We start from the raw sequence: 16,365 nt of genomic DNA on the forward strand, positions 1-16,365 counted from the left end.
TGGTGCGCGTCAACCTCATGCACAAGCGCCGCATCGACCGGCTGACCGGCCACGATCCACCCGCCGAACCCTCCAACCAGATGGTCCTGCAATGGGCCTGAAATCAAACCGGACAGCAGTGGGTCGAGCCCGGGCATGACGACAGAGAATGTGGCGGCGCCTCAACCGCGCCGCGTCGTCGCCGCTTCAGCGCCGCAGCCGACCGGGTGCCCCGGACCCGCAGCGGCGGCGCGGCGGCTCAGCTCCGCAGCGGCTTCAGCGCCTCGGTCCAGCGGCGGAGCTCGACGAGGAGGTCCTTCGCGCTCGTGGTGTGGATCTCCTCCGGCACGAACGCGCCGTCCTTCATGTGCTGGGCCACCATCGGCACCATCACCGCCTCGACCATCGGCACGAGCTTCAGCGCCGTCATGGCGAGCTTCGCCGCCTGCACCGCGCGCAGCCCGCCCGAGACGCCGCCATAGCTGACGAAGGCGGCCGGCTTGTAGGCCCATTCCCTGAAGACGTAATCGAGCGCGTTGAGGAACGAGGGCGCCGGGCTGTAATTGTATTCCGGCGTCACGAACACGAAGGCGTCGGCCGCGGCCACGCTCTCGCTCCAGCGCTTCGTGTGCGCGTGCTGATAGTTCTGGAGCCGCGGGTGGAACGGCTCGTCGTAGAGCGGCAGCGCGAAATCCGCGAGGTCGACGAGATGGGCATCGAAGCCGCCGTCGGCGCGCGCCTGGTCGTGGAACCACCTGGCGACGGCCGGGCCGACCCGGCCGGGGCGCGTGCTGACGATGATGGTGTGGAGGCGGAATGTCATCGGGACCTCTTGTCTGACGGGCGCCGGCAGGCGGAGCCCGGCGGGTCGCGCCGGGCCGCCGGCGCACGGCGCGCCTCGGGGGGGATCGCTCGGACGAGCGGAAGGCGGAGCGAACCTAGGACTCCGGCACGTTCCGTTCCAGCTCCTCGACCCAGATCCGCGCGTTTCCGTCGGAGGGGGCGCGCCAGTCCCCGCGCGGCGAGAGCGAGCCGCCCGCCGCCACCTTCGGCCCGTTCGGCAGCGCCGAGCGCTTGAACTGGCTGAACCCGAAGAAGCGCTCGAGGAACACGCGCAGCCACGCCCTGATGACCGGCAGGTCGTAGGCCTTCCGCCGCTCGGCGGGGAAGCCGGGCGGCCAGTCGCCCGCGGCGAGCTCGCCCCAGGCCATCAGCGAGAGGAAGGCGATCTTCGAGGGCCGGTAGCCGTAGCGGAGCGTATAGAAGAGGTTGAAGTCCTGCAGGTCGTAGGGGCCGACCTTCGCCTCCGTGCTCTGCGGCGTCTCGCCGGCGACGACCGGCACGAGCTCCGGCGAGATCTCGGTCGCGAGGATCGATTCGAGCGTCCGCCCGACCGCCTCGTCGAACTGGCCGGAGGTGACCACCCAGCGGATGAGATGCTGGATCAGCGTCTTCGGCACGCCGGCATTGACGTTGTAATGGGACATCTGGTCGCCGACGCCGTAGGTGCACCAGCCGAGCGCGAGCTCCGACAGGTCGCCGGTGCCGAGCACGATGCCGCCGTTCTGGTTGGCGAGCCGGAAGAGATAGTCGGTCCTGAGCCCCGCCTGCACGTTCTCGAAGGTGACGTCGTAGACCGGCTCGCCGCGCGCGAAGGGGTGGCCCATGTCGAGGAGCATCTGCCGCGCGGCCGGACGGATGTCGAGCTCGGAGGCGGTCACGCCGAGGGCCGCCATCAGCCGGTGCGCATTCGCCTTCGTGTGCTCGCCGGTGGCGAAGCCGGGCATGGTGTAGGCGAGGATGTCCCGGCGGTCGCGCCCCATCCGGTCGAACGCCTTGGCGGCGACGATGAGCGCCTGCGTCGAATCGAGCCCGCCGGAGACGCCGATGACGAGCCGGCCTATCCCCGCCGCCTGCAGGCGCTGGACGAGGCCGGCGACCTGGATGTTGTAGGCCTCGAAGCAGTCGAGCGCGAGCCGCTCCGGATCGGCCGGCACGAAGGGGAAGCGCTCCACGCGGCGCGCGAAGCCGATGTCGCCGGCCGGCGGATCGACCCGGAACGGGACCCGGCGGAACCGCGCCGCCGCCGCCGCGTGCAGGCGGCGATTGTCGTCGAAGGTCCCCATCCGCGCCCGCTCCTGGCGCAGGAGGTCGAGGTCGATGTCGGCGACCGCCATCTCGTCGGCGGAGGGGAAGCGCTCCGTGCAGGCGAGGAGCTCGCCGTTCTCGAAGATGTCGGCCTGGCCGTCCCAGGCGAGATCGGTCGTCGATTCGCCGGCTCCCGCGGCCGAATAGAGATAGGCGGCGAGGCAGCGCGCCGATTGCGAGCGGCCGAGCAGCCGGCGCGTCTCGGCCTTGCCGATGGTGATGTTCGAGGCCGACAGGTTGGCAAGCACGGTCGCGCCGGCAAGCGCCGCCTGCGCCGAGGGCGGCACCGGCACCCAGAAGTCCTCGCAGATCTCGGCATGGACGACGCAGCCCGGCAGGTCCTCCGCCGCAAACAGGAGGTCCGGCCCGAACGGCACCTCCCGGCCGGCGAGCATGATCGTGCCGCCCTCCGTGCCCTCGCCCGACGCGAAATGGCGCCGCTCGTAGAACTCCCGGTAGTTCGGCAGGTGGACCTTCGGGACGACGCCGAGCACGCGCCCGCGATGGACCGCTACGGCGCAATTGTAGACCCGGGCGCCGTGCCGCAGCGGCGCGCCGAAGAGGACGAGCGGCATCAGCGCTTCCGTGCCCGCCGCGATCTCCGCGATGCCGGCCTCCACCGCGTCGAGCAGCGCATCCTGCAGCAGCAGGTCGTCGATGGCATAGGCCGAGAGCGAGAGCTCCGGGAGCACGAGCACGGCGACGCCGCGCGCGTCGGCCGCCGCCGCGGCGCGCAGGATCGCCTCCGCATTGGCCGCCGGATCGGCGACCCGGACGGGTATCGTGCAGGCGGCCGCGCGCACGAAGCCGTGGCGGTAGACCGATCGGAAGGACAGCTCGGGAATGGCGGGTCTCCAGGACCGGGATGCGTCGCGACACTAACGGAAATCGCTCCGATCCGCTCCCGCCGCAATGGATTTCGGGCGGCGGGCGTCGCAAGATGGGGCGGAGGGGCCGGTCCGGAGGCTCTACGCCCGCCGCGCCCGATTTGGCCGAGGGAGGCAGGCATGGCCGGAAAGCCAGGCGGGAACCGCGACCGCGACAAGCCCAAGCCGGCGAAGACGCCGTCAGGGAAAGGGAAGGCACCGCCCCGCGCGGAGCCTTCGGGCCCGCCCGAGCCGGACGGTCTTCCGGTCCACCCCGACGTGCGCAACCCCGGCGAAGACGTCTAGGCGCGGCTCAGGCGGCCGCGGCGTCGGGCCGCGCGAGCCGGCGCGCCTCCGGGTAGCTGCGGACCCGCGGCACCTTGCCCGACGCGAGCGCCCGCTGCAGCCCCTCCCAGTAGGCGACCGTGAGGAGGTCGGCATGCGCCGTCCGGAACAGCCGCCTGAGCTCCGGGTCGTCGATCCTGAGGCCCGGCAGCATCTCCTCCGGCAGGAACACCGTCCCCTCCTCGAAGTACCAGTCCGGGATGCCCTCCTCCCCTTCCTCGCGGTCGGTGTTGGTCCTGACCTTCACGCTCGTCAGCGGCTCCACCGCGTCGTAATCGAAGAGGTAGACCTTGCCGATCGGATTGACGCCGTAGTTCCGGCCGTCGAGGTCCTTGTTGAAGATGTTCGCCGCGGCGTTGTTCTTGATGCAGTCGCCGAGATTGAGGACGGCGAGGCGCGCCGCCTCCGGGCTGGCCGTCTCCAGGAAGACCGGCAGCGGCACCAGCTTCACCTGCACGACGAGGTGACGGAACACGACCTCGCTCCCGAGCAGGCTCACCGTGGAGCCGCCCTCGGCGAGAAGCTCGTCGAGGAGCTCCGGCGCGAACGCCCGCCGGTCGAGCTTCACCCTGTAGTAGATGATGTTGTCGAGCATCGAGCCGGCGCGGTCGATCTCGTGGACGAGGCGGTACTTGTCGAGCACCTTCTCGACGCCGGGAAACGCGCCCCATTTGTAGCCGTCGCTCGGCCGGTCGCGGATGATCTTCATGACGTAGCGCGACGACGGCATCGAGAAGCCGATCGCCACCGTGCCGCGGAAGCCGACGGCCGTGCCGAGCCGCTCGCCGGTCCTGCGCTGCTCGCCGACGATCTCGTTCATCACGGCGATCTTGCCGAGATGGTTGTAGCCGATGCTCGAATAATGCACGCCGACCGGCCGCTTCGGCATGAGCTCGAAGAGGAATGCCGCGAGCTCGTGATAATAGGGGCAGGTGACGTTGAAATTGGCGAGCGTCGTCGAGAACACGAACTGCAACTCGTCGCTGTCCGTCAGCACCGCGTCGACATGGAGGCCGGAAGGCGGGTTCAGCAGCGCGACGAGGAGCGGTGCCGAGCGACCGGACGGCGTGGTGATGCGGCCGAGGAGATAGGCGCCGCGGTTCCGGAAGAAGCCGCAGCGCGCCATCTCCACCCGGACCGTGCGGCAGCCGGGCTCGATGCCCGCGGCCGCCCGCCCGATCGCCTCGGCGAGCAGCCGTTCGTCGCCGGCGCGGTCGCGCCATTCCGCCCCGAACGCGGGCACGGAGAGGATCTGCCGGGCGATCTCGGCCGGGACCGGCATGTCGGCCGCGAAGCGGGCAAGCGTCTCGCGCCGCACGGCCGCCGGACCCGGCCTCCCGGCCGGGTAGGAATAGGCGACCGGCCGCCATTCGTCCTCGAACACCTTGCGGCGGATCGAGGTGAGGAAGGCGAAGGCGAGATCCGCCTCGTACCGCCCCTCGATCAGTCCGAGATAATGCGCCTCCACCTTCGCCCAGAAGCCGCTCTCGCGCCCGAGTTCCGGGACGGCGGCATGAAGGAGCGGCGCGAGGATCGCGATGCTGACCGAATAGATCGAGAGCCGCTCGGCGGAGAGCGCGACGGTGCGCGGCCAGTCGCGCGTCTCGAAGGCGGCCTTGGCGAGCGGCGCCATCGCCCGGAAGCGGTCGTAATAATCGTCGAAGACGGCGAGGATCGTGCGGGCGAGCACCTCCGCGCGCGCCCCCGGAGATTCCGCAAGGGCGAGGTCGCCGAGGCCGGCGAAGCCGATCTCTTCCGTCCTGAGCCCCGCGACCGGGCCCCGGCTGAGCGGTGGGAATTCGGTCACGGGCGATCCGCACGCTTCATTTCGCGATTGTCGCGGCGGCGGCGGAAAGAGTCGAGCGGCGGAAGGAAGCACCGGGCGGCCGGTGCCTCCTGCGCTCACGCGACCTTGCGCGCGCCCTCCCCGCCGGCGGCCGAGCCGGCTTCGCCGCCGGCCGGCTCGAGGGCGTTCTCGAGCGCCTGGTCGACGCGCTCCAGCCAGACGAATTCCAGTCTGTCGCGCGCCTGCTCCGGGATGTCGTCGTAGTCGCGGCGGTTCCGGGCCGGCAGCATCACGCGCGTGAGACCGGCGCGCGCGGCCGCCGTCACCTTCTCCTTGATGCCGCCGACCGGGAGCACGAGACCGCGCAGGCTGATCTCGCCCGTCATCGCCGTGTCGCTGCGCACCGTCCGCCCGGTCAGGAGCGAGGCGAGCGCGGTGAACATCGCCACGCCGGCGCTCGGGCCGTCCTTGGGCGTCGCCCCGGCCGGAACGTGGACGTGGATGTCGCTCTCCGCGAGCCGCTTCGGGTCGACCCCGAGCTCGGACGCGCGGTTCTTGACGAGGCTCAGCGCGGCCTGCGCGCTCTCCCGCATCACCTCGCCGAGCTGCCCGGTCAGGATCAGCCGCCCGTTGCCGGGGATCATGGTCGCCTCGATGAACAGGATGTCGCCGCCGACGGGGGTCCAGGCGAGGCCGGTCGCGACCCCCGGCACGCTGGTGCGCATCGCGACCTCGTTCTCGAAGCGCGGCTGGCCGAGGATGGACACGAGGTCCGCCTCCCGGATGGTGACGCGCTCGTCGCTTCCCTCGGCGATCCTGACCGCGGCATGCCGCAGCGCCTTGCCGATCTCGCGCTCGAGATTCCGGACGCCCGCCTCGCGCGTATAGTGCTGCACGATGGCGCGGAGCGCCGGCTCCTCGATCTCCGCCAGCCCGGCCTCGAGGCCGTTCGCCTCGAGCTGGCGCGGCACCAGATAGCGCTTCGCGATCTGGAGCTTCTCCTCGTCGGTGTAGCCGGCGAGGCTGATGAGCTCCATGCGGTCGAGGAGCGGCCCGGGGATCGTGTCGAGCATGTTCGCCGTCGCGATGAAGACGACGCGCGAGAGGTCGAACGGCACGCCGAGATAATTGTCCCGGAACGTCGCGTTCTGCTCGGGATCGAGCACCTCCAGCATCGCCGCCGACGGATCGCCGTGAATGCCTGCGCCGAGCTTGTCGATCTCGTCGAGCATCATCACGCAGTTCCGCGTGCCGGCCTTGCGGATGGCCTGGATGATGTTGCCCGGCAGCGCGCCCACATAGGTCCGGCGATGGCCGCGGATCTCCGCCTCGTCGTGCACGCCGCCGAGGCTGACCCGAACGAACTTCCGGCCCATGGCGCGCGCGATCGACTGGCCGAGCGAGGTCTTGCCCACGCCCGGCGGGCCGACGAAGCAGAGGATCGGCGCCTTGCCCTGCGGCGCAAGCTTTCTGACGGCGAGATATTCCACGATCCGCCGCTTGATCTTGTCCAGGCCGTAATGGTCCTCGTCGAGGATCCGCCGCGCCTCGGCGATCTCGATCGGCGGCTCTTCGGGAATGGTCCAGGGCAGCTCGATCAGCCAGTCGAGATAGGTGCGGATCATGCCGTACTCGGCCGCGGCCTCGGGCATGTGCTCGAGCCGCCTGAGCTCCTTGCGCGCCTGCTCCTCCACCTCCGGCGGCATGCCGGCCTTCGTGATCGCCTCGCCGAGCTCCGCGATCTCCTGGCCCTTGCCCTCGCCCTCGCCCAGCTGGCGCTGGATCGCGGCCATCTGCTCGCGCAGCAGCGCCTCGCGCTGGCGCTCGTCGAGCGCGGCCTTCGTCTGCTGGCCGATTTCGTGCGAGAGACGCAGGACCTCGATGCGATGGCCGAGCAGGCGCGCGACCTTCTCCATCCGCGCATCGAGATCGACCGTCTCGAGGATCTCCTGCTTCTCTTCCGGCTTGGCGTCCATGTAGGCGGCCGTCACGTCGGCGAGCGCGCCGGGCGCCGTGATCGCACGGATCGCCTGCGCCATCTCGGGCGGCGCCTGCGGCAGGAGCTCGATCGCCTCGAGCGCCTGCGCCTGCAGGTTTATGAAGCGCGCCTCGATCTCGGAGGAGACGGCGGTCGGCTCGGGCAGCCGGATCACGCGGGCGACCAGGAACGGCCAGCCCGGCACGAACTCGACCACGCGGAAGCGCTCCTCGCCCTGGCAGACGAGGTGGTGCCCGCCGTCGGGCGTCGTCACGTAGCGCACGATGTTGGCGATCGTGCCGATGCGGTTGAGCTGGTCGCCGCCCGGCTCGTCCGTTTCGGGATCGCGCTGCAGCAGAACGCCGATCTGCGCCTGGCGGCGGACGGCCTCCTGGGCGGCGGCGACGGAAGCCGGCCGGCCGATCCCGATCGGGAACACCACGCCCGGGAAGAGCACCATGTTGCGGACCGGCAGGATGATGACCGCATCGGGCGGCAGCGGCAGGCTCTGGCGAAGGTCGCCCGCGCCGGAAGCATCGGCCGCAGCGAAGACTTTCTGGTTCGGATTCATTGCGGGACTTCCGTTCACGCTTTGAGCAGGCTGACGACGAGGCAGCCATTCGCGGACAGCCGGCGGACATCGCTGTAGCGGCCCGGCGGCAGAGCGAGCCTGCGCTCGAACCGGCCCTGCGGCAGCTCCAGCCGGTGGATGATCGCGGTGCGCAGCTCGGGCGGCAGGACGCGGTCGCCGGTGACCACCAGCTTGCCGTCCTCGATCGCCGCCTGCACGCGCTCCGGATCGACGCCCGGCAGCGCGAGCAGCACGATCACCTCGCGCTCGGTCTCGATCACGTCGGCGGGGGGCTCCCACACCGGCAGGTGCCGGACCGAGCTCCGGAGCTGGAAGAACTGCCGCTGCAGCCGCTCCGCCCGCGCGATCAGATCGCAGGCTTCCGACCACATCCAGACATCGGGATTGCGTGCCGCCATCGCTCGCCTTTCACCTTCCTTCGCCGGTTAAGTGGGGGCGGACCTCGACAAGCTCAACGGCTCGCCGGGAACACCGTTCCAAACCGGGAGGCGGCCGAACGCCGCCCCCGCAGAGAAGTGGGGCAGCGGCGCGGCGGGCACCTTGCGCTCGATCAAGCCGGCGGCTCCGGCCGGGCACGCGGCGCGGAAGGACCGTGGGGCGCCGGGACGCGCCGCCGCGTCCCGGCTCATGTCTCCGGCCGGCGGCCGGCCGGCGCGCCTCAGCCGCGGTAGGCGGGCTCCGGACGCGTGAAGAAGGCGTGGAGGATATGGTAGACGAGGAGGAAGTTCTTCTGCGTGAAGGAGGCGTGCGCGATGCCCGGCATCACGGCGAACTCCTTGTCCGCATTCGGCAGCCGGTCGAAGAAGGCGAGCAGGTCCGCCATTCCGGCGATGCCGTCATATTCGCCGCGCATGACGATGGTGGCGGCCTCGATCCGCTCCGGATCGACCACCGGCAGATTGGCGCACATGTCGATATAGGTGCCGTTCGGCATGGAATCGTCGAGCGCGAGCACCTGCGCGATGAAGGGCTCGACGAAGCGGTCCTCGACCGTGCCGGGATGGTCGCGGTTGAAGATCGAGAGCAGGAAGGCGCGGTCGACCGGCCGGCGTGTCGCGCCGCGCCACTCGTCGAGCTTCTTGCGGCGCTGCTCGAGCGTCGGGCTGCCTTCGCCGGTCCAGACCATGGCGTCGAGCGCGAGCCGCGTCACGCGGTCGGGGTTGCGCTGCGCGAAGAGGGCGGCGCGGAGCGCACCGGAGGAGATGCCGTAGACCATGAACGGGCCGCCGCCCCGCGCCATGATGTAGTCGGTCGCCGCCCGGGCGTCCTCGGCGCCGTCCGAGATGACGGCGAGCATGTCCTCGCCCTTGTAGGAGCGGCCGTAGCCGCGGCAGTCGAAGCACCAGGTGTCGAAGCCGCGCGTCGCGAACCAGTCCATCACCGAGGCTTCCGGCATGCCCTCGACCTGGAGGTCGAAGGTCGGCTGCGAGGCCATGGAGGAGCCGTGGATGAAGAGGATCGTCCCGCGGGCGGGCCCTTGCGCGGCCGGCTTCTCCCACAGGAAGAGCTTCTGGCCGTTCGACTCCGTCCAGTGCTCCTTGCCCTCGGTCCTGATCGCCGCGCGAATGTCGTCCTGCATCGTAATTCCTTCTGAGGTGCCGGAAATGCTGCGGGCGGCCGGAAGCCGCCGGAGCGGCTAGATGCCGAGCCGCTTCATCTGCCCGCCGGGATAGCGGGTGCCGTGGACGCGGGCGGCGACGAAATCGCCGTCGAGCCGTGCGAGCGCGGCGGCCGGGAGTGCGATCTCCGCCGCCTCGACATTGGCGTCGATCCATTTCCGCCGCGACGCGCCGGGGATCGGCACGATGTCCTCGCCCATGGCGAGCGTCCACGCGAGCGCCACCTGCGCGGGGGTGTGGCCGGTCTCCTCGGCAACCGCCTCGAGCGTCTTCAGGAGGTCGAGATTCTGCTCGAGGTTCTCGTCCTGGAAGCGCGGCATGTCGCGGCGGCGGTCGTTCTCCTCCAGCGAACCCGGCCCGTCGATCCGGCCCGTGAGAAAGCCGCGGCCGAGCGGCGCGTAGGCGTTGAAGCCGATCCCGAGCTCGCGGCAGGCGGGAAGGATCTCGTCCTCCACGTCGCGGGTCCAGAGCGAATATTCGGTCTGCAGCGCGGCGACCGGATGCTCCGCATGCGCGCGCCGGATGGTCGCGACGCCCGCCTCGGAGAGGCCGATATGGCCGATCTTGCCGGCCTCGACGAGCTTGGCCATCGCGCCGACCGTCTCCTCGATCGGGACGTCGGGGTCGATGCGGTGGACGAAATAGAGGTCGATGTGGTCGGTGCCGAGCCGCTTCAGGCTCGCGTCGCAGGCCTTGGGCACGTAGTCCGGCCGCCCGTTCACACCCGTGCTGCCGTCGGGATTGCGCAGATTGCCGAACTTCGTCGCGAGCACGACCTTGCTGCGGAGCCCCTTCAGGGCCTCGCCGATCATCGTCTCGTTCTTGCCGTTGCCATAGGCGTCGGAGGTGTCGATGAGCGTGATGCCGCGGTCGACCGCGTGGCGGATCGTCGCCTTCGACTCCTCCGCGTCGCGGGCGCCGTAGAGCCCCGTCATGCCCATGCATCCGAGCCCGATCGCCGACACTTCCAGCCGGCCGAGCCGCCGCGTCTTCATCCCCGTCCCCTCCGCTGATCGCGTCTGCCGGCCCGCGCTACGGGCGGTCGAACGCGACGACGTGAAAGCCCCTGTCCCGGTCGATGAGGTAGATCAGGCCCTCCTCGTCGACGTCGACGTCGTTCGTCTGAGGCGCGCCATCGGCGCTCGCCGGCTCGGGTATGAAGAAGCCGACCTCCTCCGGTTCCGCCGGGTTCCTCGCGTCGACGATCCTGAGCCCGCCCGCGAACCAGGCCGCGTAGACGAGCGTGCCGTCGAGCCGCTCCCGGAACTGGTGCGCGCCGAAGCGGCCCGGACGGCCGCTGAAGGGCGAATCGAGCTCGCCGATCGCGAAGGTGGAGACCGCCCTGATCGCCGACAGGTCCGTGACGTCGAGGATCCACATGAAGGCGCGCAGCCGGCCGTGGACATGCGCGTGCTCCTCGTCGATCGCCGCCGCGTAGCGGCGTCCGCCGATCAGGTTCTCGAACGGCATCACCGTATGCGTCGGCTCCGGGATCGCCGGGTGGTAGTCGTAGGCGCCGATCGTCCGGAGGTTCCGGATGTCGGAGGCGTCGATCACCCGCATGCCCGCCTGCCACACCGACGCCCAGAGCTCGTTTCCGCAGCGCATGGCGTGATGGAGGCGGTTCGAATAGCCGCGCCAGGTCGGCGTCTCGCCGCCCGCGACGTGCTGGCCGGGCAGCCACCAGCGCGACACCTCCTCGGGCCTCGCCGGGTCCGCGAGATCGTAGACGACCAGGATGTTGCCGACATAGCCCTCCATCTCCGTCGAGATGTAGGCGTAGCGCTCGTCGGCGTGGAAGCGGTGGACGCCGAAGCCGTGCGTGCGCACGTGGCAGAGCTCGCGCGGGGCGGCGCGGTCCGAAATGTCCCAGACCTTGAAGCCGCCGTCGCGATAGCTCTCCTTGAGGGCCTTGCGGAGATAGGGGATGTCGCCCGGATCGACGCCGATCCGCGCGGCGATCTCGGCATCGGCCGGCGGCCGGCCGAGCTCGGCCGCAAGCGCCGCCTCAGCCGCCGGAATGTTGCCGCCCTTCCGGCGGAGATGGCGGTTGTTCTCCTCGACATTGGTGATCATGAGGTCACCGACGACCCGCACCTTATGGGTGTGCGAGGCCTCGTCCGGCAGCATGATCCGGCTCGCGAGCCGCGGATTCTTCGGGTCGGAGACGTCGACGATCGAGGTCCCGTAGGGCGGCTTCATGTGCCCGACATAGGCGAAGCCGTCGCGCACGACGACCTGGCCGCCGCCCGGCATGTCGAGATGGCCGAGCTGGCGGGTCCGTCGCGAGAGGGGGCTCGCCGCATGCGCCGTCATTCCTCAGCCCTCCGATTCGACGAGACGGTCGTGTTCCAACCCGGCGCGGCGTTCCCGCCGCCACTTGAAGACATACGGCAGCACCAGCGTCGCCACGAGCATGACCCACAGGATGTTCCCGATCGTGGAGGAGAACATCACCATCGGGTCGTTTCCGGAGATCCGCATGGCGAGCAGGAACGACTTCTCGATCAGCGGCCCGAGGATGACGCCGATGAGGATCGCGGCCACGTGGTACCCGGTCTTCCGCGCGACGAAGCCGAGCACGCCGAAGGCGAGTGCGATGCCGATGTCGAACAGGAAGCCGCGCGGCACGAAGGCGCCGACCAGCGTGAAGGCGCAGATGAAGGGCGCGAGATAGAGCGTCGAGATGACGGTGATCCGCGACATGTACTTCACCATCGGAAAGATGGTGAAGATCATGAGGATGTAGGACACCGCCATGGAGACGATCACGCCATAGGCGAGTTGCGGCTGCTCGACGAAGAGGCGCGGTCCGAAGGGCACCCCGTGGAACTGCAGCACGATCATCATGACGGCCGCGGTGCTGCCGCCCGGCACGCCGATCGCAAGGAGCGGCACGAGCGTTCCCGTGGTGACGCCGTTATTGGCGGATTCCGGGGCGGACACGCCCTCCGGAATGCCGGTGCCGAACCGCTCGGGATGCTTCGAGAAGAACTGCGTCTGCTGGTACGCGACGAAGGCGGCGATGCTCGCGCCGGCGCCCGGCAGCACCCCGATCAGAAGGCCGAGAATGCTGGTCCAGGTGATGTTCCACCAGTGCCGGAACGCGCCGAAGATCTCGTGGAAGGTCTCGCCCCAGGTGACCTTGCCGACATTGGCGGTGCCGCCTTCGACGATCGACTTCTCCTCCAGCATGACCAACGCCTCGGACACGGCGAAGAGACCGATCAGGGCGGGAACGAGGGGAATGCCGTCGAAAAGCTCCAGAATGCCGAACGTGCCGCGCGGGGTGGCATAGATGTGGTCCGCGCCCATCGCGCCGAGGAGAAGCCCGAGCACGCCGGCGATCAGGCCCTTCAGCATGTCCTTCGCGGCGATCGAGGCGATCAGCGCGAGCCCGAACAGCATGATGACGACCATCTCCACGCTGTGGACGTAATAGCCGACCTGGGAGAGCGCCGGCAGCGCGACCAGCGTGATGAGCGAGGAGATGAGGCCGCCCAGCACGGAGGCGACGAAGGAGACGGCGAGCGCCCGGACGGCGAGCCCCTTCTTCGTCATCTGATAGCCGTCGAGCGTCGTCGCCGCGGCCCCGCCGGTCCCCGGAATGTTGACGAGGATGGCCGGAATGCCGCCGCCGAGATGGGAGGCGCAGTAGAGCGCGACCATGAAGGTGAGCGCGACCTCGACGTTGAAGGCGAGCGTCAGCGGCAGCAGGATGATGATCGTGTTGTGGGCCGCGAAGCCCGGCACCGCCCCCGCGATGATCCCGACGAAGATCGCCGGGATGATGATCCACCACAGGCTGAAGGCGTGCGCGAAGAGATCGGCGAAGGAGCCGAGCGAGAAATCCATCAGAACACCGCCTGCATGAGCTGCTCGAACGGGCCCATCGGGAAACGCGTGCCGAGAAGGACGACGAAGAACAGCCAGCCGACGAGCGCGGCGATGGCGGCGACGAGGATCGCGCGCCCGACCGGCCGGATCCCGAGCACCACGAAGGAGAGCGCGAGGAATCCGAAGGTCGTCAGCGTGAAGCCGAAATGCCCGATCGCATAGACGGAGGCGAGGACCAGCACGAAGAAGAGGCCGCGCGAGACCCGCGTCTCCTTCGGGCCGAGGAAATCGCCGAGCCCCATGCCGTACCGGCCGGCGGCGAGCCCCACCCCGATCCGGACGAGATAGAGGAGCACGAGGAAGAGCAGCATGCCGGCGAGGATCATGCCGCTCATCTGCGCCTCGATCGGGAAGTCCCGCACCGACCAGACGTAGTAGACGGCGTAGGCGGCGCCGGCGAGCGGGATGATCAGATCCGCCCCGATCGCCTTCTTCCTGTTCGTTGCTTCAGTCATGTCCATCCGCGCAATTGGTCGCGAGCCGAAGGTGGCGGCCGGCACCGCGGCCGGCCGCCCGCAGGATCATTTGCCGGTGAGGAGCGCGCGGTACTTCTCCGCGAGCTCGCGCGTCGCCTCGGCCGTGCTCATCGCCTTCTGCTGGTCGCCCGGGTCGATGAACTCCTTCGGCAGGCCGGCCTTCTGGACCGCCTCGACATAATCCGGATCGGCGAGGACCTGGGCGCAGGTCTTCTTGATCGTCTCGATGCGGTCCGGGAACTTCTCCATCGCGGCCGCCTGGACGGCGAAGCCGCGCGAGCTCGTGAGCTCCGGCAGCTTGGTGCCGAACACGGAATTGACGGTCGGCGCGTCGCCGCTCTGGTCCGGCGCGGGATTCTTGTCGGAGAACACCCCGAGGATCCGCACCTCGGACCCGAGCGTGATCGGATTGGCGAAAGGCAGCGCGCAGCAATCGACCTCGCCGGTGATCGCCGCCATCGCGGAGGGATTGCCGCCGCCGAAGGGCACGAGGTTGAAGTTCGCGCCGGTCGCCTCGCCGAGCGCCAGCATGCCGATCGAGGCCGGGTGCGGCAGCCGGCTCACGGAGCAGGTGATCGCGCGCTTCTTGCCCTCGTCGACGAGCTCCTGCAGGCTCTGGAACTTGGAGCGCTTGCCGACGAAGACCGACATCGGCTCCGAGCTCGTCTGGTTGATGTAGACGAGGTCCTTGCCGAGCTGGATGCCGACGTTCTGCAGCGTCAGCATGATGACTTCCGGGCCCATGTTGGCGAACAGGAGGTTGTAGCCGTCCGGCTCGCGCTTCATGAAGAACTCGTAGCCGACCTGGCCCGCCGCGCCGGGATAGTAGCCGAACTCGAAGTCTGTGTTCAGGTACTTCTTCCAGATCTGGGTGATCAGCCGCACGTCACGGTCGGCGCCGCCGCCCTCGCCGGTCGGGATGGTGATGTTGATGTTGTGGTCCGGAAAGCTCTGGGCGAAGGCCGCCCGGCCGGGCAGCGTCAAGGCCGCGGCGCCTGCCGCCGAGGATGCGAGGAACTGGCGGCGTGAAACCCTGAAGCGACTGGACATCGAGCGTCTCCCTGAGGGGCGGAATTCCGCCGGACTTCTTGATTGACCGATTGGGCGCCAAGCTACAGCCTGGCGCCGGGAAGATCAACCAATTCCAAACCGGTCGCGCAAGAGGTTTTCAGCGGGCGCACCGGGAGCGCGCCCCGCCGGCCGTTCAGGCGAGGAAGAGGTCGCGGACGCCCTGGAACAGGTAGACGATGCCGATCGCCATGACGAGGCGCTGGGTCCAGCTCCGGAACTGCACGTCGGTGAGCCGGTCGAGCACCATGCGGCTGAGGCTCGTTCCGACGATGGCGAGCACCATCGCCGCCGCCATCACCGGCCAGCCGACCACGGTGCCGCCGGTGGCGAGCAGCCCGCCGAAATAGACGAGCTTGGAGAAATGGCTGATCGACTGGCAGGCGGCCTTGGTGGCGACGACCTGGTGCCGGGTGAGCTCGGTGCGCACGAAGAAGACGTCGAAGGCCGGGCCCGAGACGCCGGCGAGAAGCTGGAATCCGGTCGAGATCAGCCCGCTCAGGAAGGCGCCGGCCGGCAGATCGGCGCGCGGCGCGTAGCGGTGCGGGAGCGCCATCGAGACGAACGGCATCAGGCCCATGACGATGTAGACCAGCGCCCGGTCCGGCACCAGCCGGACGAAGGTGAAGACCGCGAAGATGGCGGCGCTGCCGGCGAGATAGAGGCCGAGAATCCTGACGTCGACGTGGCGGTACCAGAGCGCGGCGCGCCAGATATTCGCCACCAGCTGCGTCGAGCCGTGCATCATCATCGCCGCCGGGACCGGCAGGATGACGAGCAGGAGCCCCATCAGGATCATGCCGCCGGCCATGCCGAATATGCCCGACATGAAGGAGGTGGCGACGACGGTGACGGCGAGGGTGGCGATGATGGCGGGGCTGAGCATGGCGAGGCGCTTATTCGCACGCCGCCCGCGGATTTGTCTCGGGCTTCGCGGCGCTAAGGCGGCGAAAATCGTCGGCAGGCGGACGGCCGGAAGGAAATCGCCGGGCCACCGCCCTCATGCGCTTCCCCTGTCTGTTCGGCCCTGTCTGTCCGGCCCTGTCAGTCCGGCCCTGTCTGTCCGGCCCCGTCTTTCCGGCCCGGTCCCGGTCGACATCCATTCGGCGGCGCGTCACGAGCGGCGCCCGTATCGACGCGCGATCGGGCTCGAGCCCGGCCCGAGCGTCCGCCGCTTCCTCTGCGGCAGGATGGCGGCCCTTCCCCTCCTTTGACGCGGACCGGCAGGGCGCCCGCCGGCCTATCCGGCCCCCATGTTCGCCCTCACCTCCTCGATGTGCCGGCGCATCTCGGCTTCGGCGCGCGCGGGGTCGCGGTCGGCGATCGCGGCCGCGATCGCGGCATGGCTCTCCTCGTAGCGCCGCCTGCGCTCGCTCGTCAGGGAGGCGCGCTTCAGCCGGCCCCAGATGCGCTCGGCGCGCGCGGCCTCGATGGTGCGGTAGAGCCCGACGAGGAGGCCGTTCCGGGCGGCGGCGATGAGCATGCGGTGGAAGTTCGCGTCCCAGCTTTCGAAATCCTCGAAGCCGGCCGCGTCGTTGCCGCGGCGCACCGCGCGTTCGAGCGCGGCGACATCGGCGGGCGCGGCCCGGAGCGCCGCGAGCCGCGCCGCCG

13 protein-coding genes are annotated in these 16,365 nt (G+C 69.8%); all 13 read right to left on the reverse strand.

The genetic code is table 11. The features are described 5' to 3' along the window. Positions 1 to 238 precede the first annotated feature (238 nt). Entirely contained in the window at positions 239 to 802 is a 564-nt protein-coding gene (locus E4O86_RS18595; protein ID WP_161142050.1) for an NADPH-dependent FMN reductase, read from the reverse strand. Positions 803 to 917: 115 nt separating this feature from the next. Further along, on the reverse strand, positions 918 to 2,963 hold the full coding sequence (locus tag E4O86_RS18600) for an NAD(+) synthase (protein ID WP_161142062.1): 2,046 nt from the start codon (positions 2,961 to 2,963) through the stop codon (positions 918 to 920). A gap of 343 nt (positions 2,964 to 3,306) precedes the next feature. Further along, the gene (locus tag E4O86_RS18605; RefSeq protein WP_161142051.1) at positions 3,307 to 5,145 is read right to left on the reverse strand and encodes an isocitrate dehydrogenase kinase/phosphatase AceK regulatory subunit; all 1,839 of its coding nucleotides are present in this window, start codon (positions 5,143 to 5,145) and stop codon (positions 3,307 to 3,309) included. Between the two features lie 95 nt (positions 5,146 to 5,240). Next, a complete protein-coding gene (gene lon / locus E4O86_RS18610; RefSeq protein ID WP_161142052.1) occupies positions 5,241 to 7,673 on the reverse strand; it encodes an endopeptidase La in 2,433 nt (810 codons plus the stop codon). Positions 7,674 to 7,687: 14 nt separating this feature from the next. After that, complete coding sequence (locus E4O86_RS18615; RefSeq protein WP_161142053.1) at positions 7,688 to 8,092, reverse strand: Hsp20/alpha crystallin family protein; 405 nt, start codon at positions 8,090 to 8,092, stop codon at positions 7,688 to 7,690. 260 nt (positions 8,093 to 8,352) lie between these two features. Further along, positions 8,353 to 9,273 carry an alpha/beta hydrolase gene (locus E4O86_RS18620; protein WP_161142054.1) on the reverse strand — a complete coding sequence of 307 codons (921 nt, stop codon included), beginning with the start codon at positions 9,271 to 9,273 and terminating at the stop codon, positions 8,353 to 8,355. A 57-nt stretch (positions 9,274 to 9,330) separates the two neighbouring features. Beyond that, positions 9,331 to 10,308, reverse strand: a complete 978-nt coding sequence (locus tag E4O86_RS18625; protein WP_161142055.1) for an aldo/keto reductase — start codon at positions 10,306 to 10,308, stop codon at positions 9,331 to 9,333. A gap of 37 nt (positions 10,309 to 10,345) precedes the next feature. Continuing rightward, complete coding sequence (locus tag E4O86_RS18630; protein WP_161142056.1) at positions 10,346 to 11,629, reverse strand: LVIVD repeat-containing protein; 1,284 nt, start codon at positions 11,627 to 11,629, stop codon at positions 10,346 to 10,348. A gap of 3 nt (positions 11,630 to 11,632) precedes the next feature. Beyond that, entirely contained in the window at positions 11,633 to 13,168 is a 1,536-nt protein-coding gene (locus tag E4O86_RS18635) for a tripartite tricarboxylate transporter permease (RefSeq protein WP_161142057.1), read from the reverse strand. Further along, on the reverse strand, positions 13,168 to 13,665 hold the full coding sequence (locus E4O86_RS18640) for a hypothetical protein (protein ID WP_161142058.1): 498 nt from the start codon (positions 13,663 to 13,665) through the stop codon (positions 13,168 to 13,170). The genes E4O86_RS18635 and E4O86_RS18640 overlap by 1 nt, the downstream gene beginning before the upstream one ends. A 66-nt stretch (positions 13,666 to 13,731) precedes the next feature. Then, positions 13,732 to 14,736: a Bug family tripartite tricarboxylate transporter substrate binding protein gene (locus E4O86_RS18645; protein WP_161142059.1), complete on the reverse strand. Its 1,005-nt coding sequence runs from the start codon at positions 14,734 to 14,736 to the stop codon at positions 13,732 to 13,734. Between the two features lie 154 nt (positions 14,737 to 14,890). After that, entirely contained in the window at positions 14,891 to 15,640 is a 750-nt protein-coding gene (locus tag E4O86_RS18650; protein ID WP_161142060.1) for a sulfite exporter TauE/SafE family protein, read from the reverse strand. 354 nt (positions 15,641 to 15,994) lie between these two features. Further along, positions 15,995 to 16,365: FCD domain-containing protein (locus E4O86_RS18655; RefSeq protein ID WP_161142061.1), on the reverse strand; the 371-nt coding region annotated here is incomplete at its 5' end.

This window comes from Propylenella binzhouense, from assembly GCF_009866965.1.
GTDB classification, from domain to species: domain Bacteria; phylum Pseudomonadota; class Alphaproteobacteria; order Rhizobiales; family Afifellaceae; genus Propylenella; species Propylenella binzhouense.